An 18344-nucleotide genomic window follows, 5' to 3' on the forward strand; every position below is an offset into this window, starting at 1 on the left:
TACGGATCATCAATATTACAAAAGCCAAAATAATGATGCAGTCTATTACATAACAGAAACAGTTCATTAGTATTGACTGTGCAGTTTAAAAAAAATTCTTTCATATTATTTTTATTAGTAATTATTAGTACTTCAAGCCTTTTTTCTGGCTGCTTGTTGTGCTTAAAATTAATAGTTTCTTCTTTATATAATGTTTGTAATAATAATGAAAAAAACATTTTTTCATTAGGGGTACACACTAAATAATTCTCTCTTTTTTTTATTCCAGTAATTAATTCATTAATTATTGACATTTCCTCATTAAACAAATTAAAATCTATCGTATTACATTTCAAAAAACTTTTATCAGTTAATTGGATTTTTTTCAAATCCCTCTTCCTTCCTAAAATTTTTTTGTAACGTACAAATGTAAAAAAATACAAAGTGCATTTGATTTTATTGTATCATATTAAGATCAATGTCTTCTTTAGTTATATTTAGTTGATTTACTCCTTATTCTAATTCCTTCTATAGCAATGTAATTACTGAAACAATATTTAAGTGACCATATTATTTTTTATTCTCAAAGAGCTTTTAAAAAAACATTATAATACTTTGATAAAAATTTTTAAAAATACATCTAGTATATCAAATTTTAATTTAGATAAAGGTTTATTTAATAATTCTTTCTCATTACCAGAGAAACCATATAAAAAGAGATTATACTCTTCATCAGTTAATTCAACTTTTAATAGCTCTTCAATCATCTTTTTATACGCTTTAGGAGGTGCCTTATTTTTAAATAAGAATTCTTGCACAAAACCCTTGTGAGATTGATATACTTCTTCTAAACGAAACGTCTCAATTTTCTCATTAATTTTCATATTATCCACATAACTATTATCAACCTCTAATATCAAATCAAAATCAGCAGTATTTCCAATTAAAGAATTTATATCCACTTTCCTTTTCGGCTTAATTTTAAAAACGGCATTCTTCTCAAAGCCATCTTCAAAAGGATATTGTATTTTTAATTTTTTAGCCTTTTTAAACCGACTATTACAAATTGTAGCAATTCGTAAATATCACTAGATTGTATAATGTTTGAATCCGTAACATTCACACCGCAGCAACGAATGCTCTTTCCTAAAACCTCATCAAGAAAAACGCGCTTTTCAGCTTGTCTAAATAAAAAAATTTGAAAACCTATCACTTAAACCAAATTTCTCACTGCCTTTAACTACCGTCCTTCCTTACGGAAATTGAAAATATTCTTCTTTATGGTACGGATTAACCTATAGTATTTTTCACAAAGTTCCACATGATCACTTCTTTCAGTCTCTTCAAAGAATTCGCATCTTCTTATAGCTTCGTCTATACCAGCCACCAGCATTGCGACTTCATCATGTAACAAATGGTACTTTTCATAAAGAATAGGTCGAACTTCTTTTTGATATACATTAAAATCAAATTCTTCAGGTGCTCCACCATTATCAATTATTACGGTATTTTCTCCATTAACCTTAAGGATACGATTATAAATTTCTAAAGTTTCTTTTAAATCATTTCTTTTTTCTTTCATTTCATCTCGTTTTATTTGTAATTCTAATAAATCTTTTTGAACTTTCTTATTTCCTTTCTGAGTCAACCAGACTGCTGTTAATGTAGCAATCCCTGTGGCAATAGAAGCAAAAAGAGGCATAAATTCTTTCATAAAAACACTTCCTCATTAGTTAATATTTATATTTTAATATAACTAATGAAATATAAAACTATTTTTCTATCTATAAATTTCATCAAGTAATTCATCCATGCCTTCTTCATTTATGCTATCCATAACCATCATCGTTTCTTTATGAGCACATAAAAAAGCAACAAATTCATCAATCTTTTTTTGGACTGTGGCTTACTTGGGGCTTTCATCCCATTGATATTTGTTACAACTACAACATTAAGAGCACAATAAACAAAGGATTATCGGTCATTATACGTTTTTCATAAATTAGTATTTCTGAATCTTCCATCATCGCATTCACAACATTTAGAAACTGATTTACAGAGATACATTTTAAATCAATATTTTCCTGTTTTTTCAATTAACTTCTGTGACATTGCTGGATCATAGTTTATTTGTTGTACATCATACTAATTTAAGCATTCCACAATATAATCCATAACTTGGTCTTGGTTTATCATCTTGCCATCACAAAAGTAACAAAACCACGTTCAATTACATAAACACCACCTCTAAGGCATAATAAAAAGGATAGCAATTTGAACTATCCTTTTTATTATAAATTCTTTTCGATTTCTTCATATTCAGTTCTTGAATATGTATCAAGGGCCTCATCTATATTTATCTTTATCTCAACTAATTCGTTGATATCTTTTAAATTAAATACTAATAATTGATTTAATGCTATTTCAGATGCTAAATTCAAACTCTGTGATGTATGTAGATATAATTTGGAAGATAATTTATTCAGATGCATATCCAATTTATTAATTAGAGGATCTGTCTTTGAAATCATCTTATTATTTGGATTTAATTTCACATTTCTCTTATTTAGAAAAGCATTTATTAATGATAGTAAAGCCGCTCCTTCCTCTCTTAAATCCTTTAGCTCTTGTAGCCTTAAATTTACTAGTGTAGTAGATTTTCTGTTTTTCTTCGCTTGCATTGATGTAACAGCAAGAGAAACAAGAGATGAAATAAATGCTAGTAAAGAAGCAATAGCCGCTATACTTGCCCATTGAAAAACACCGGTTTTGTCAAAAAAAATATCATGCCACATAATCTAACCTCCAATATTTTGATAATTAATTATATCAAAATATATTATTATGTTCATATTTAATTTTAGCTCTCCACTTTGCACGGTATTTATCCAATTCACTAACTTTAGCTATTGGTTTCTGTAGCTCTTCATCTTTTGTGACAGAAGTAACACCGGTGCCAATCTTACCTAGCTTAGATTTATTAGTGAGTCCTAACAAATCTAATACCTTAATTTTCTTATCAGACCAAGTTTCTACTTGCTAAGCCAATGGATGCTATGAATTATTTGTAGCATCAACTTTATTTTTATGCCGCTGCGCAGCTGGCAGTCCCATTTCTTTCCATTCAATGTACATAGTTTGATAGATTCAAAAATGTCTGTGAAGGATTCAATTAATGGATCTAAAGTAAGAGTGTAAATATCTGCGTCACGCATGATTTTTAATATTTGATTTTTTTCAACTTCTGTTTTTTCGGCAACAACCTTTTGACGCTCTTTTTTCGTAGACATTTCCCCCCCCCCTTTATTTTTAAAAAATGTTGTCTAACGATAGAAATGCCCCTACGCTACCTATCCTCCTCAGAGGAGAAATTTTATTTTTTGATAGGGGGGCTTATCCAAAATAACTTGGAAAAACTTTTTTTCGGTTTGCTTTCATTTTCTTTGATTGTATGACAAACTGGACAAAGTAATCTCAAGTTATTCTCTTCTAATTTAAGTGTTTCATCTTCTTTAATTGGTATTACATGATGAACATCAGCACTCCTACCAAAAACGAGCCTTCCACATCATTGACAACAGCCATCCTCTCTTTCGTATACCTTTCCTTTGACCTAACATACTTCCATGCATCAGTACGATAGAATAGTTTGTTATTATGATGATAGATATTCTTCTTATCTTTCTTCTCCTTGGTTTGTTGCGCTTATGTCTTCACAGTAACGCACCTTACTTATCTTGTTACGTCAGCAATTAAAGTCACAGTACTTCATGATAGTAAGTCAATTATGTCTTCTTTCTTGTTAACATTGGTTGGAATCTCAATATCTAACTCATCAGCATACTCACGTAACTGTTTCACTGTCATACCATTAAAAGGTTCTACCACTACCGTCTTATCAGGCTTACTTGATAAGTCCATGCCCAAGACCATACTTTCAGGATTAACAGTTACTTCGAATCCCGGTTCTTCACCAGTAGGAACAAATAGACTTCGCTTTTCTTTTGAATTCCAATACTCCGTACCTGATATTATTTTTCTGATTTCAGTAATCATTTACTCTACACCACCATGCTATTTTTATATAATAAAAAGCACCTATTAATATAGGTACTTTAATTTAGTGAATATTAGTTTTACAGCTCCAAATAGTATAAACCCCACCATAATAAAAATAGCAGGTTGCTCTAACAATATCGCAAGTGCATTTAATAACATCTCGATTTTAGACATGTAATCACCTCCTATATTTAATCATACAGTAAGAAATGTTACAAACATCTCTAAATCCAATTATAAAAATATTAATATTCCGTTACAGTTCTTTACATTTAAAAAGCACTCCCTAAGGAATGCTTTCAACACACATAAACACTAACCTTATAAACCTAGCTTTTCACCAAATGTTTCACGTAGGTAATCTTCTAAGATTACTGTTGTAAATTTTTCATTACGACCTAGAGCAAATAACTCTCCATTTTGTACAACAATTGTATCCAGGAAAGTAACTTCGCCATTAATAATTTTTGTAACCTCAATTGTATTGTTCTCGTTATTAACCTTTGTATAAGATTCAATACCATCTATGTTTATACGCGAGTATATATGACCCGGACCGATTTTAAAATTATGATTCTTTACAGTTCCTATCCCTTTTTCCATTAACAGTACATAATCAGAAATGAGCTTACTATGTCCATCCGTGATGATTTTCTCGTCTAAATCCTCTCCTAAAAATCTATTGCTTTTTTAATAAATTCAGCTTGAAAATCCAATTATTCCACGACCATCTCTACAATTAATATTGGAATTTTAAACTAATATTAATTTTTTGTCTAAGTTGTAATCTAAGTACGCGGTTCGTTCCTCTAATTCCTATTGTACTTTCGATACGTAGGCAATTGTAAATCTCAATTTTTAACTACATTATAAAATCGTTTGGGTTATTAACAACTAAATGTAAAAAAGCTTTTATATTCCTGCAACAATGCTGAAATCTGATTTCTGATGAACGTTTATTTTACTTTCTACTTTTTGAGTAAGTAAAATGTAAATACCATAACCTTCTCACTTCATTACATGATGATTATAATGCCACTCAAAATAAGGTGCCGTTTCTTCCTTCCAATATAGACAAGACTTGTTATCATACTCTCCAAGTAATGCACCTACACGTCCCTCATAAGGAACAGCATTATCCATCATATCCGTACGCCTAAAATAACCAGAAGAATCCACTACAAGGAGCCCTTTTTCAAACAACATATCACACCCTAAATAACAAAGTGGCATAACCACATTGACATCTAGTTTTTCCTCATTTGAACAGTGCGAACGCTTTTTTATATGCGCCGTTGCAATAAAATCTGGTGATAATTTTGTTTGGCAGCAACCGCATACCACCGCTTTCTCACCATTGAATAAAAATTCCCTTAGCAAACTTTGTTCAACACGATACTTACGCTTCGTATCACGGTTAAGCTCCTTATTATTCTCTAGTGCTAACATTGCTTTTAAAATCTCTTTACGTGAGCGCTTCTCACTAGATACTTCCACAATAGCAGCATGCGAGTCTATATACTCACCTTCAAGATCAAATGCATCAATAACCTGCAAGCTCTGTTCACGACTTAATACACGGAAACCCATCACTGGGAAATCCTCCGATTTTCCATATACAACCTCATTAAATCGTACAACTGACAAGTTATATGGATGGATATCTTGTAGTATGTAAACGTGCTCGAAAATTGGATCTCCCCATAAATGTTCACTTAACCTAGGAGAATGCAACTTATACGCAACGATGGCACGATTATAAAAATGCTTATCTTGATAAAAAAGCACAAAATCACCAAGTTCTAACTTATCATACTGCTTTTTCGTTGCATCATTTGCACCCGACTTCACACCCCAAACAGCGCACTTCCTCTCAGGAAAAATTGCCTGTAAATCTGCAAACTCTTCTGCCTTCACATATTCCGCAAATTCTTCAACATCACGTAACTGACGAATCGTATTTTTAAAATTAGTTCGTGCCACTTTATCGCTTGTTGGTTGCAGTACAACATTGAAATCTCCATAAGTAGCAAGTCCATTATGGGTAATCTCCATCACTGGCGTTGCATCCTTCTTAATAACACTAATCGTATCTGCTGTTAATGGATTCACTAAGTACTCCTGTGATACCTTATAATGATTTGCAAGTCTTTCTAAATGTTTTTTTGGAATCGTACCTTTCTTCATCCATAACGAAACCGCCTGGATTGAAATACCAAGAATCTCCGCAACATCCTTATTCTTTTGACCTTTAACATTCATTAAATAATGTAAGCCTGTCATTACTTGTTTCATTCCAATTTCTCCTTCACCAAATAAAGGTAACGGTGACCAGAAGATTACTCTTTTGACCACCATTATGTTTACATTAATTTCATTAAATCTATCGCTGTTCCATCAACACAAACATTCATACCTCTTAAAGCAACTTTTTTCGCCTTTCCCCATAATATCTCATTAACCTCTGGGGTAGAAAGATTTATTTCCTTTAACGAATCAGATGCACAAAAATATAAATTATTAAAGTTTCGACCATTTTTTGCTGGCGGCCATAATATATTGGCCACCTTTGAATTATGGAACCCACATACTACTTTTGCTTTTAAAAAGTAACGCCATTTTCTGTAAAACCACACATCAAATCCTTTTTCAATCAAATGATACCGCTTATTTGTAATATTGGTATCATTTACACCCCATACTAAAAAACGTTGTGAGCCGAAGGCATTTTCTAAATCCTTATACTGCTCTTCAGTTAATACCTCCATTAAATCGTCTAGGCAAACTGACTGAAGTATTGTACGCTTCACATTTTTCATACCACCTGTTGGCTGTAAAATTACACCATTCTTCTTGCTTCCTACTTCTCCATTTTGATATAATTGCATTATGTATTACCTCCAAATTTTTATTTGTTATACCAACTCCGTATACGCCAATATATCAAAACAGTTGGTATAAAGGAACGAATGGAATTTAAACTTGTTTTTTTCAAGTTTTCAAACATCTACAAGCGGACCTTGTACACTCATATTATAATGTCCCCCTATCCAAGTCAAGTATAAAATTTGGTTTATTTGTGTTAACCAAATACAAAAAAACATATCAACTCCAACAAAACCCTATTAAATCAACATCCAAAATGATTTAATAGGGTTTTGTTTTTCATATCCTAATTGAGTTTGAATGAAAATATTTTTAACAACTTTATTTTATCAAGTTTTACATACATATATTTATTAATTAGACATACGGCTATAACTAACGTCTTTTCTGTAAATTGGTTTATATAATAAAAAAGTCCCCTCTTTATCACATCAATTCTATTTCCATTCCCTAATTTCGCAGTATCTTCAACCACTTGATTGGAATAAGTGTTAATGTTTTGCCTTCCATTATCAGGTGAAAACTCTGATTCATAGAAATTGAGTTATGTATATAATCATCCAACCCGAATTCTTATTTTTCATTTCTATAGTTCATCATATTTTTTATTAGTTCCATAAGCCTTTTCTACTGGATATTTCTCTGCATTCCTGCGTAATTTAGCATGAACTGCCTCTTCTAAATCAATATTTAATTTATCACTTAACATAAGCAAATAAATCATTACATCAGCTATTTCTTCCTTCATTTCTAGCATTTTTGTTTCTGTCGCTTCTTCACTTGACTTCCATTGAAAAACCTCAAGCAATTCTGATGCTTCTAAGTTTAATGAAATGGCTAAATCCTTAGCATTATGAAACTGACCCCAATTTCTCTCATCTCGAAATTTTATTACTGCCTCTTGTAAATCTTTCATTACTATTAATCTCCTCTCTATCCCTTACTATTTTTTCATATAAAACTCATCACATATAGAATCTCTTCTAATTAACCCTAATCCAGATATAGTCATCCTCATATTTAACATTTAATTTTAATCGAATCCCCTTCATATAAACCTCTAATTGTTTTATAAGGTCCTCATCATCAGGTCGATCATATCTATCTAAGTTTAAATATAACTTAAACAGATTTCCATCCGTTAACTCAAACTCCCATTTTAAAAAGTTATGTAGCATATTTTCTTTATTCATATAATTGTTTGCTTCCATATAATCTAGTAATTCATATAAATTATAGTATACTAAGCTACTTGGTCTAAGACCTTCACATCTTGGGCAAAATTCTCTATATCTGTCTTGTAATTGCATAATCATTTCTGTTCCACATTGATTACAGTTATACATATAACACCCTCCTCTACTAGATATCCCATTTTCTCTCCCTTATTACCTGCCCCTGAAATTATAAATTATTCTATTTTATTTAACAAATATTCCCCTTATTCAATTTAAAGTATAATTTATTCTCCATGTTAATTTCTATCTTGTTTTTTGGCTTTAACCCGAATATCAATACCTTTTTTGAGGTTTAGTTTTATGTGATGTATAATTATCTAAAAATCTAGGGAGTTATATATATGGTTAATATAAAAATAATAGCTGAGGTTTTTAGGATAGGGTTACAAATTGGTTTATATTCAAAAACTGAAGTAATTGAGTGGGCTGATTATACAATTGAAACATTAGATAGTCCTTCTAATGAAATTATAGAAGTTTCTTTATCCAGTAACGATAAGTTAGTTGATATTGTATCTAAATTAAAAAACATAAAAGGAACGTATGATAAAAAATTACCCGTAAAAATTATACTGGGACTGTTATGGGATAAATTTACTATAAATGAAGAAAATGTATTGAGAATACAACCATTTATATCTAATTTGGTACATTATAATTGCTGTGAGGGATTCGATTATGTAGATGAACAGCTGTATAATTTTAATGAAGAAATTAATTTAGCCGCAGATAATATATATGGGAATCTAGAAGATATTAGTCAAGAAATAAAAAGGTTTTCATCTATTTATAAAGATTTTAGTATGTATTTTCATTTACCTTATGGTGGGCTGGATGATGAATAAAAACAACAGGTCTCAAAGACTCTTAAAACTTCTTGAAGCAAATAGAAAAAAGCATAAACCTACTCATGGTGCTTTATATGATGAATGCGTCTGCGTGTTAGGTGCTGAAACTAAAGAATTATCTCCTGAAAGAGGATCAGAAATATACAAATTATTAAATGACTCTTACCCTTTTGAATGGTGGGGACGAATCAGTTGGAATAAGGTTTCCCTTAAACATGCCATTGACTCCATGGATCAAATATCTCATCTTATCCCATTGGAAAGTAAAGTCTATATCCTATGGAGTACTGGACCTACTCCTGTTCTCTATGCAAATTTAAACGATATATTACATAATATTGACGATGTAACGGCGGTTGGTAGCGACACTTATCTTTTTTGTCCAAATAATTTTGTTATAGAATTTTACCATGAAGGTGAAATCATGATTGGTTTTGGAAAAGACCGTATTTAACAGCCAACATACAAAGAATTTTTTTTGTTTCTAGATATATTGATACTGATATTGATGTGTTATGTAAACTTAATATGAATGCCTTATGCAATCAAAATACCATTCATCATCTATATTCTTGATGTAGTACACTCTGGATAAAAGGTAGAGGGAGATAGACATTGAAAAAAATCATTAAAGAGATTGTTTCTACAAGTAAAAGATACAAAGTTTAAGTTATCAAACGAAATGATGGTTTTTACACTACAGAAGTTTTTGCGTGGTTTGAGGGTCACTCCGGTTGCTTTCATCTAGCATCTTTCCCCATTTCATTATCAATTGTACCCAAGTTATTCTTTACTATTGTAACAAGCTTTTTCCTTATATGAAAATTCATTTACATTTACAAAAGAACAAGTGGAACAAATAGAAAATTATTGGCATGAAAATAGGCTGAAGAATCAAAATGAAGCAATGTGCCAGCTAGTAGAGAAAGAATTTATGCCATAAATAATGAGTACCCTTTTATTTTCCCTAAAAACCCTAAAAACGCATGTAAAGCCTGTATCCATCTTTACATGCGTTTTTATAATAAATAAGAACTATTGTATTAATTCCTTCATCAAAACACAATATAAACCGATTTGGAAATCCGTTTTCAAATCAAACCTCATTTTTATACAATTCTTCCTTATTTACTGCTTCCCAGCGATTCTTCTGTCTTATATAATTTAATATTAGGAGTTTTTAAAATGAATAAACAAAGCGCATCATCAGCGCTCGACAACCCTAGATTTTAAAGATGTTCTATCTTCCTTTGTTTATTGCATTTCTAAGATTTCCATTGCCCTTTACTCCTTTATACTTTATTTGTACCAATACCCATTACTTCACCTTTTCTAAAACCATAAAGAACGTACTATCCGGTAGCGCAACTGCATTCCCAGACTCATCTTTAAACTCAATTTTCTCGCTAAGATGACTAGTATATCCATCCTGCAAATAGTTCATAGCTTGAACAATGTTTACTTTATCCCCAAAGATACCCTTTACGAAATCCTTATAGTCGTTTGGCGTAAATATTCCAAACTGCTCCTGTACCTCATGAACGAAGGAATCCTCGCCCCAGGTATACGTATATAAGAACTCCATCGCATCGTTAACGGGCATTTTGACTGTATTGTCTGCAAGTACCTCATATTGGATTATACGACCCTTAAATTCATGGACATACTGCTCTAAGAACTTCATTCCGCCGGCATCTTTAAAACGAATCACACGCATTAACTTTTTATCTTCGGTCATGATGCCATCACGAATGATAATACGACCTCCCTGCTTTAACACCTCGTAGGCACTCTGCAGCCCCTTTTTAATTACTTCATGATTGAATTTCTTACCTTCATACTCGATATAAGAGAATAGTTCATGAAGGATAGAAGAATATACAATCGTATCAACCGATTCTTTATCAAACGAGCTGCTTAAGTTGATTGCATCCCCTTTAATGACGTCCCAAGAACGACCCTCGGTCTGCTTCTTCTTTTTCAACGTTTCAATCACGTTTTCAGAAATATCGATACCGTAGATTCGTTTATACTCGGTCTCTTCTTCGATCATGTCTAGCATGACACCACCACCGGCTCCAACATCTACAACCGTATCTCCCTTTATATAATCAAGAATAATTCGTTTATCATCCGCCGAACTATTCATATGCTCCAGATACACTTCTTCGTTATGGAATCTATCATACGCGTCCTTACGTAACCCGAAGAAATCAAACAGCAGCACGTTTGCCCGAGCATGCATCATATCTACCTTTTCCGCCTCTACACAGAAGGTAATTAACGCCTCACCTACAGCAGAAAACTGAAACGACACATACGCAGTCTTCATATCTTCATCGACTTTAACCTCAAAGGAAACATGCGTTGTATCCGGCTTCTCGTTCTCACGGTACTCCCGTAGACACTTCTCAATAACCCGTTTACGATACAAGTTGTCCTTCTTCTCGCCTTTGAAATCATAGTGCAACTGCTGCATCAATTTCTCGAAATGGATATGCTGAACCTTTCCAGTGCCTATTTTGTTCTTTAACATAATAAAAACTGTCCAGATATCCTCGAAGCTAAGAGCATGCATAGACGGTTCTACATACCATAAATCCTTATCAGATAAGAAGGTTTGAACGCCACTCTTCTCGCTCCCCATAATTATATCTTTTTCAAATGCTGACTCCTTATGTTTTGGTGTGAGTCTATGTATGCGAGAAGTAAATGGCTCCACATAGCCATCAAATAGCCCATCAATTGTAATCTTCACATCGTTCTTTACTTCACTCCACAAGGATTTTGATACGCCCTCAATAATACATTGGTTAAGATAGTATAGAATCTCCTTTAACCTAACTTCTCCGTATTCTTCTTTATATGTGTTAATCAAATCAACATGAGAATCTAAACGAGCCTCCCCGCGGATATACTGCCCGATTAATCCATGTGTTCTAATTAAATCTCGAACAAACAAATACTCAGTAGAATTTAAGTTTGTTTCTATACGTTCGATAAACTGAATATCACTAAAGATATCCGCAGAACCTTCGTTATGTACCAATAGGTTAATCCCGTTTTTCTTCCATTGCTCCCGCTGTTTTAGAGAGCCTACCTTTGCAAGCTCACTATACGTTAATACTTGTTCAATAATGCGATACGCTTCTTCATCTAAAGACAATCCCTCTAACACTTGCAGCGTACGGTGTACATAGTACAACACCACATCTGTTTTTAATGCACCAAGTACCTGTACATTCTCATAGTTTTGATGTATCTCCTCTGCCTCGATTAGATGCTTTAACCACGTAGGGAGAGCATCAGAAAACCCTTCAATGTATGTATTTAGAACTTCAATGCTTTTCAACTTATTTACCCCCATATATAATCAATATCCTCGTATTACCCTAACGCCCGTAACACATTAAGTCTGTTCTCTGTTAGCTTTACCGCACCTTTTTGGCAATCCTCACAACCTGTACTTTGCAATTAACCGTTTATTAAGCAACGATTGTACCGTTTGTTGGGACCCCATAGCTCACTACCTTGACAAAGTAAGGATCATGAGTCCAAGCCCAATTTGTGTAACAGCATAACTTCCCCATTTATTACATCATTAATAAATGAATCTGACAATGCATTATACATAGTACTAAGTGTATCAATAAGATGCAACGCGGTATTTCCCACGTTTCCCCATTTACCAAGTTCCTTAAATCCTTCTATGGTATCTTCAACCGCTTCCCATGCACCAAATTCTGTGGGAGTATATAAAGTAAAAGTAGACGGTGAAGCAAAAACCGCGCTTTCTTCATTTTCCCCTAGGGATTGGGATAGAGTACAGGTACTTGATTCTATCAAAGAAGCATACAATAATAAGATTCAAGTCGATACAGTTAGATATACAGGACAAACATCTCTCGGATTTAAAGTAGAAATGATTATAAAAAATAATGAGATAATAACCGCATATCCTATTTATACAAGGAGGTAAAATATGAAATATACATACGAATTTTATCGTGATGGACTTGGCGGATTGAGAATACGTTTGCCAAAGGAGATTTCTATAATTTCTCATTTTTTAGAAGATATTTTAGATGATGAGGCAGACGAGTATATACAGATTTTGGATAATGCAGTTGACCAAACAGTTCCGCAATATGAAATAGAAGGGAACGTAGCAGCAGTCTACATTGAACCTAATTATACCAGTGCTATTAACTTCTTTATGAGTGCCCCAGATAACCAATGTAAAATTGAAACCTCTGAATTTAGAAAACTACTTGTGTTGTGGAGAGATACAGTGGTAGCAGAGGGGAAAGATATAGAAGTATAAAAAAAAACCGCCTGAAATGATATGTACTCGAATAGTAGTACATAAAAAAATACAAATAACAATAAATTAAATCTCGTTAAGACAAAAAGGAGATGTCCTAGTACCATGCCTAGGACATCTCCTTTACTTATCTAAATTCTATACAGCACTACCAATTAAACAATTATTAGATATATATTCTACCTAAAACATCGTATTATCATTAGCCGCTTCACTTGGAATCTCTTGAATTACATCCCAGTGTTCAACAATCTTACCATCCTTTATACGAAATAAATCCACTATAGCAACTCCCTTATCTTGAGAATTAGTACGAGAATGTACATGAAGAGCAACTGTATCCCCTTCAGCTACTACACGTTTAATCTCTGCAGAGGAATTAGGATTTTTAACAAAATCCTCCTTAAAGAAATCCATGAAGGCTTTTCGTCCATCAGCAACAAAAGGATTATGTTGCTTATACTCTTCACCTACATATTTAGGGATAATATCGATATTATGTTTGTTAAAAACTTCATTATAGAAATCAACTACCATCTTTTTATTCTTTTCATTTTCTTTTACTTCTTTTGATACAGAAGCGCTATTCTCGCTCTTGATTGAGTTACCTTTGTTATTACCGGTGGAAGCTTGAAATATCAAAGTCGACACAATTCCTAAAATAAACACAGAAATAATTATTACTATTAAATTTTTCTCTAATTTCATATATACCTACCTCTTCTAAATTATATAAATTATCTTCCATAACACGTTTGAAAAAGGTGAAACCTTCCCCAAAATATGATCTGAGGGGTAATGTTAGTACAACCTGTTTATCCTAACATTACTCTTTATACAAGGTATGCAAGAAGCGATTAACTCTAACTCAATACCTCATTAACAGTTGCACTGTCCACAATTTGAATAAACTTCTTAACCTTATCGTTCTCATCAAATTCATGAAGATGACAAAAATCTGCTATGAACGATTTCCCTGTAGCTGTATATGTTCCACTATATTTTCCATAAACGATAACAGTATTGTTATTAAATGCATAAATTTCATCTTTAGCGCTATAATTATCCCATTCCGTGCCAAGGCGTTCATGTACATTTTTCACTACTTCATCTGGACCTATATAAGTACCTGCATATGGAAACCCAGCAGCTTCTGTCCAAGATACATTTTCACTTAAATACGTTTTGAACGCGTCCAATTTACCTTCGCCAGTTAACACATACGTTTCATGTAATAGTTTTTGATATTTATTCATGGCATTAGCCCCAAGGCATTTCTTTTGTTACAACTTTTGCACTTAATTCTAATACACCTTTATTTGCATAACCTGGATATGCTGCTTCAAGTTTTGCCACAAAATCTTTTGAAGTTCCACTTTCCTCAGAAGCTTGAACCGCAGTTTTTAGATACTCCATTGTCGCAGTAAGTGCTTGATTATTTAGGGATTTTTCGATTGATCCATGGCTAGGTACAATTATGTCAGCATGTAATGCTTGTAATACTTTCAAGTTTTCAATCCATGCCTCCATTGCCGCTTTTGAGCTAGTATCCGCTAAGAATACATGTATTTCGTTAAATACATCAATACCACCAATTAATAATTTTAGCTCTTTATTAAATAAGCTAGTTCTGTAATGATCTAAGCCTACTAGTTCAAATGTTAACCCTTGAAAATCAATAGCTTTTTCTTTAAACACTTGAGGTAATACTACGTTACTTGGTGCGTTTTCTCCTAGGGCGTCTTTCCAAACTTTTAATTTACCTAAGACAGAATGAACAATATGTTCAACAGTAGACTCTGTAGCATATGCTATAGCTTCTGGGTAAGCAGCTTTAATACTTTCTAATCCAAAGTAGTAATCAGGATCCCCATGAATAATAAAGATATTATCTAAAGATAAGTCGTTTTTTTTCAGATATTCAACAATTTCTTTCGAATCAGACTGAGTAAATTTTGAGTTTATTAAAAATGCATGTCCCGCTTTCTCAACTAAGGTTGCAGTGACCATAAAACTTTTTTCGTCTGAACTAAAAACCGTCAATTTCACATTTTTTTGATTTGTATCGATTGTTTTAAACATAGAATGTTATTCTCCTTTTGTTAAAGTTATTAACTAGTTAACATATTTTTATCTTGTTTCGACAAAAGCTCCCTCTCCAATTCACCTGAAAATGTGATAGCACCATCAAATAGGCCAGAGATGAATATCAGTTGGTGTAAGATAACATGTTTGCTACTTTAGCTTATAGTAGAATTTAAATTAGACTCTTTTTAAGAACAAATTGAAACCAACTGTTATAAAAAGGTTTAAGTCCATCCACTTCTAGCTTTTTTTAAAACGTTAAATGCAATATACTGTTGCTTAAGATTGATTAATATAAACTTTTAAAACGCGCTTCGATTTTATCTGGCGTCATTACCCCACCACCAATAGGAATAATTTGATTATCCTTTTGTAAAAGTAATGAAGGATAACTATTAACACCAAGCTGTCGAACTTTATTGAAATCATTTTGGACATCTAATAGTGTTTCTTGAGCGTTTAAACGCTCTAGCACTTGTTCAGGGTCCAAACCATGCTCAATTGCGATCTTACGATATGTTTCAGGATCACTTAGACTTTGTCCCTCAAAATAAAACGCTTTTTGCATAGCCGAAGTGAATTCTAACAAACGGTCTGGCGCTAATGAGCGTAATGCTGAAAAACCAATTGCAGCATCTTTCGAATTCATTTTAAAAGTACCTTCTTCCACCAATTTTTGATATGAAGGACCGAATTCTGCACCTGTAAGTTGATTAATTCTTTTATTTCCCTCTTCTATATATGAGAAGTTTTTCATTGGTAAATTATCTAAAAATAACCCTCCACATAAAACTGTTAATGGTACTTCAGTGTGGTTTTTGTAAAATCCTTTAATACTTTCTGAAAAGCCATAGCACCATCCACAATATGCGTCCCATACGTAAATAAGGTTATCTTGTTTCGTCTCCATTTAAATCTCCTACCTTTATTTTTATTATCCAGCTCAGCTAACTTTTTGGTTTATATAAGTACTTCTTTTTATACCTTGTTCTTTTTGAGATACCTTACTATATTCCCCAAAAACTAATATTTCCAAAGAAAGATTAACCAAGGTTTTTAACAAAAGATAACGTTGCACATTATTACCCAGTATTAGAAATTACTAAAGTTGGGATTATGCATTTTGAATGCGTTAGTAACTTTCTACACCGGGTGGCAACGTGTGTACCACCATTCTTAATTAAATATATAAATCATATTTTTATTTTAAGCAGTCATTAGTTGTAACTGAATTGATTACATCTTTATGTAACCATTCTAGTTACAACTAATGTAGAAGTCAATTCTTTTTTCCGAAAACATTAAATTTCAACCCTATCGTTTTCAGCATTCAAGCATTAAAAACTTTCTTCTTGTTCTTAAATCTTTCAAAAAACTTAGTAAAGTCCTTAAAATATATATGCTACTGAGCTGATAAAAAACTATGTTATCCATTACCCCTGTATTTTCTACAGGGTCTTTATTGATTAGTTTTATTTTTAAATCGTTTATTACCAGCAATAAATTCCCCCAAAAAAAGTTTTTGTTACATTTTTTAAGTATTCCATGCCGAACATGATAGTTAACAACATAAAAATAGTGTTAACTATCTTAATTGAATATTAGTAATAGTAAGTCAAAATATTATCAATTTACTATATATTACATATGTGTAAAAATAATAACATAAGCTTTTTCAAATCTTTCACCTAATAAAGATTTGAAATTAGCTCTTCATTACTCTCCTTACTGTTAATATGCCTAGAAAAAGAACCCCATAGGGTTCTTTTTCTGTTCATAATATAAAATCTTATGTTATGAACAGAAAAAAGAAGAGGGATCTCTCTCCTCTTCACCAATAAAATTGAACATATTTAAAATTAAGGAAGGGTATACATTCATCAAGAGATGAAAGGAACAATAATAGTTCACCTAGTGAATTATAACATAAATTCACCCCCATTAATAGATAATATTAACATTTATGGAATGTTTGTGGCATAATTGTTAAATATCTTAATATTAAAAGGCTTTATATGTATACAACTAGAAAGTGAATAGTGTAGGGATAAAATATAAGGGGGATCTATCATGTTTACAAACAATCAAAAATTAGTAACAACCGTAACAGCTTTAACATTAGGATGTGGATTCACTTTCGGATTAACACCAGCCTTTGCAGATTCAAATAATTCTTCTGGAAGCGCTACACCTGTTCACTCTATTCAAAACCAAGAGCAAGAACCGTTTACTGGATATGTTATTTCGGTAGACAACAATTATTTAGTAGTTGCAGCTACTTCTACAAAAGATGAAGCACTTGCTTATCAAACTGATTGGTGGGAGCTAGTTTCCCAGAATAAGATTCTAAGAGTTCCTGTTTCCAATGGAGAAGATTACACTTTAGGTGAAAAGTTAAATATATATGCAGCTGCATGGACTAAATCTCTACCACCAATCGCTGTTATGCCTACAATTGAAAAAGTATTTCAGTAGGTAATATTTCTGATAATAAAGCTATCCCATTTAAAAAGGAGTCGTTATTCGACTCCTTTTTTCTTTTGACGTTTTCCAGAATTCTTTCCCCTCTCGTACATCTAATATTGGATAACCCACTTTTTCCTCACCAGCTAAAGCAGTTTTCATCTTATACTCTCAATAACACTTATCAAAAAGAATATATAAAGAGTGTTAAAAATGATCTATGGGTACGCTCTTGTAAGTGCACAAGATTAAAATCTAGATACACAGTAGGAAAAAATCCGTTCCCATGTAAAGTTGCTTTTGGAATTATGGTAACTTTTGAATAGAAGTTTTACTTTGAGATATATTATGTAGAACATAAATGAGTTAAACAAAAAGCCTAGTTTTGATATTATCCCCTTTAGGTAGACAGTGTGAAAAAGACCATGTATACACATGGTACACTATTACTTGGAGGGGATT

At 32.4% G+C, this 18344-nt stretch carries 22 protein-coding genes and 4 pseudogenes; 5 read left to right on the forward strand and 21 right to left on the reverse strand.

Features of this window, described 5'->3' with window-relative positions:
* From JDS92_RS26015 to JDS92_RS26070, 15 genes and pseudogenes are all read right to left on the reverse strand, one after another.
* On the reverse strand, window positions 1–368 hold a 368-nt coding region (locus JDS92_RS26015; protein ID WP_199632745.1), incomplete at its 3' end, for a hypothetical protein.
* Between the two features lie 216 nt (window positions 369–584).
* The gene (locus JDS92_RS26020; protein ID WP_199632746.1) at window positions 585–941 is read right to left on the reverse strand and encodes a hypothetical protein; all 357 of its coding nucleotides are present in this window, start codon (window positions 939–941) and stop codon (window positions 585–587) included.
* A 104-nt stretch (window positions 942–1045) separates the two neighbouring features.
* A pseudogene (locus tag JDS92_RS31085) lies at window positions 1046–1199 on the reverse strand (phage portal protein); the annotation flags it as partial.
* A 20-nt stretch (window positions 1200–1219) separates the two neighbouring features.
* A complete protein-coding gene (locus JDS92_RS26025; protein WP_199632747.1) occupies window positions 1220–1693 on the reverse strand; it encodes a hypothetical protein in 474 nt (157 codons plus the stop codon).
* Between the two features lie 66 nt (window positions 1694–1759).
* Window positions 1760–2213, reverse strand: a pseudogene (locus JDS92_RS31090) (terminase TerL endonuclease subunit); the annotation flags it as partial.
* A gap of 57 nt (window positions 2214–2270) precedes the next feature.
* Complete coding sequence (locus JDS92_RS26030) at window positions 2271–2774, reverse strand: hypothetical protein (protein ID WP_199632748.1); 504 nt, start codon at window positions 2772–2774, stop codon at window positions 2271–2273.
* Between the two features lie 237 nt (window positions 2775–3011).
* Window positions 3012–3269 (reverse strand): hypothetical protein, encoded by a 258-nt coding sequence (locus tag JDS92_RS31625; protein ID WP_374191347.1) that lies wholly within the window; start codon window positions 3267–3269, stop codon window positions 3012–3014.
* A gap of 83 nt (window positions 3270–3352) precedes the next feature.
* Window positions 3353–3502, reverse strand: coding sequence for an HNH endonuclease (locus JDS92_RS31630; protein ID WP_374191348.1), 150 nt, complete (start codon window positions 3500–3502; stop codon window positions 3353–3355).
* Between the two features lie 245 nt (window positions 3503–3747).
* Window positions 3748–4035, reverse strand: a complete 288-nt coding sequence (locus JDS92_RS26045) for a hypothetical protein (protein ID WP_199632749.1) — start codon at window positions 4033–4035, stop codon at window positions 3748–3750.
* 45 nt (window positions 4036–4080) lie between these two features.
* Complete coding sequence (locus JDS92_RS31300) at window positions 4081–4212, reverse strand: hypothetical protein (RefSeq protein ID WP_274606228.1); 132 nt, start codon at window positions 4210–4212, stop codon at window positions 4081–4083.
* A gap of 147 nt (window positions 4213–4359) precedes the next feature.
* A pseudogene (locus JDS92_RS26050) lies at window positions 4360–4754 on the reverse strand (DUF3942 family protein).
* Window positions 4755–5046: 292 nt separating this feature from the next.
* Entirely contained in the window at window positions 5047–6333 is a 1287-nt protein-coding gene (locus JDS92_RS26055) for a helix-turn-helix domain-containing protein (protein WP_199632750.1), read from the reverse strand.
* A 68-nt stretch (window positions 6334–6401) separates the two neighbouring features.
* Window positions 6402–6926 carry a hypothetical protein gene (locus tag JDS92_RS26060; RefSeq protein ID WP_199632751.1) on the reverse strand — a complete coding sequence of 175 codons (525 nt, stop codon included), beginning with the start codon at window positions 6924–6926 and terminating at the stop codon, window positions 6402–6404.
* Between the two features lie 584 nt (window positions 6927–7510).
* Entirely contained in the window at window positions 7511–7840 is a 330-nt protein-coding gene (locus JDS92_RS26065; protein ID WP_199632752.1) for a nucleotide pyrophosphohydrolase, read from the reverse strand.
* A 67-nt stretch (window positions 7841–7907) separates the two neighbouring features.
* Window positions 7908–8270 (reverse strand): hypothetical protein, encoded by a 363-nt coding sequence (locus JDS92_RS26070; protein ID WP_000282131.1) that lies wholly within the window; start codon window positions 8268–8270, stop codon window positions 7908–7910.
* A 233-nt stretch (window positions 8271–8503) separates the two neighbouring features.
* On the opposite strand from JDS92_RS26070, the gene JDS92_RS26075 reads away from it, so the two are divergent.
* Both JDS92_RS26075 and JDS92_RS26080 read left to right on the forward strand, forming a co-directional pair.
* Window positions 8504–9007 carry a hypothetical protein gene (locus JDS92_RS26075; RefSeq protein WP_199632753.1) on the forward strand — a complete coding sequence of 168 codons (504 nt, stop codon included), beginning with the start codon at window positions 8504–8506 and terminating at the stop codon, window positions 9005–9007.
* On the forward strand, window positions 8997–9464 hold the full coding sequence (locus tag JDS92_RS26080) for a CDI toxin immunity protein (RefSeq protein WP_199632754.1): 468 nt from the start codon (window positions 8997–8999) through the stop codon (window positions 9462–9464). Before JDS92_RS26075 ends, JDS92_RS26080 begins: the two co-directional genes overlap by 11 nt.
* Window positions 9465–10328: 864 nt before the next feature.
* On the opposite strand, the gene JDS92_RS26085 is transcribed toward JDS92_RS26080, so the two are convergent.
* Both JDS92_RS26085 and JDS92_RS31635 read right to left on the reverse strand, forming a co-directional pair.
* Complete coding sequence (locus JDS92_RS26085) at window positions 10329–12377, reverse strand: class I SAM-dependent methyltransferase (RefSeq protein ID WP_199632755.1); 2049 nt, start codon at window positions 12375–12377, stop codon at window positions 10329–10331.
* A 180-nt stretch (window positions 12378–12557) separates the two neighbouring features.
* Window positions 12558–12748: pseudogene (locus tag JDS92_RS31635) on the reverse strand (hypothetical protein); the annotation flags it as partial.
* Between JDS92_RS31635 and JDS92_RS26095 the strand changes: the two are divergent.
* Together JDS92_RS26095 and JDS92_RS26100 are read left to right on the forward strand one after the other, a co-directional pair.
* Complete coding sequence (locus tag JDS92_RS26095; protein ID WP_097896551.1) at window positions 12720–12989, forward strand: EndoU domain-containing protein; 270 nt, start codon at window positions 12720–12722, stop codon at window positions 12987–12989. The pseudogene JDS92_RS31635 and the gene JDS92_RS26095 sit on opposite strands and share 29 nt — an antisense overlap.
* Before the next feature lie 3 nt (window positions 12990–12992).
* The gene (locus JDS92_RS26100; protein WP_097896519.1) at window positions 12993–13334 is read left to right on the forward strand and encodes a hypothetical protein; all 342 of its coding nucleotides are present in this window, start codon (window positions 12993–12995) and stop codon (window positions 13332–13334) included.
* A gap of 183 nt (window positions 13335–13517) precedes the next feature.
* On the opposite strand, the gene JDS92_RS26105 is transcribed toward JDS92_RS26100, so the two are convergent.
* The 4 genes from JDS92_RS26105 to JDS92_RS26120 form a co-directional block, all read right to left on the reverse strand.
* Entirely contained in the window at window positions 13518–14042 is a 525-nt protein-coding gene (locus JDS92_RS26105) for a nuclear transport factor 2 family protein (protein ID WP_199632756.1), read from the reverse strand.
* A 155-nt stretch (window positions 14043–14197) separates the two neighbouring features.
* Window positions 14198–14590: a nuclear transport factor 2 family protein gene (locus JDS92_RS26110; RefSeq protein ID WP_199632757.1), complete on the reverse strand. Its 393-nt coding sequence runs from the start codon at window positions 14588–14590 to the stop codon at window positions 14198–14200.
* A 4-nt stretch (window positions 14591–14594) separates the two neighbouring features.
* Window positions 14595–15416, reverse strand: a complete 822-nt coding sequence (locus JDS92_RS26115) for an MBL fold metallo-hydrolase (protein WP_199632758.1) — start codon at window positions 15414–15416, stop codon at window positions 14595–14597.
* A 292-nt stretch (window positions 15417–15708) separates the two neighbouring features.
* On the reverse strand, window positions 15709–16329 hold the full coding sequence (locus JDS92_RS26120; protein ID WP_097935985.1) for a DsbA family protein: 621 nt from the start codon (window positions 16327–16329) through the stop codon (window positions 15709–15711).
* A 1160-nt stretch (window positions 16330–17489) separates the two neighbouring features.
* On the opposite strand from JDS92_RS26120, the gene JDS92_RS26125 reads away from it, so the two are divergent.
* Window positions 17490–17894 carry a DUF3221 domain-containing protein gene (locus tag JDS92_RS26125; protein WP_097953405.1) on the forward strand — a complete coding sequence of 135 codons (405 nt, stop codon included), beginning with the start codon at window positions 17490–17492 and terminating at the stop codon, window positions 17892–17894.
* Window positions 17895–18344: the final 450 nt, after the last annotated feature.

The organism is Bacillus cereus group sp. N12, from assembly GCF_016483575.1.
Taxonomy (GTDB): Bacteria; Bacillota; Bacilli; order Bacillales; family Bacillaceae_G; genus Bacillus_A; species Bacillus_A toyonensis.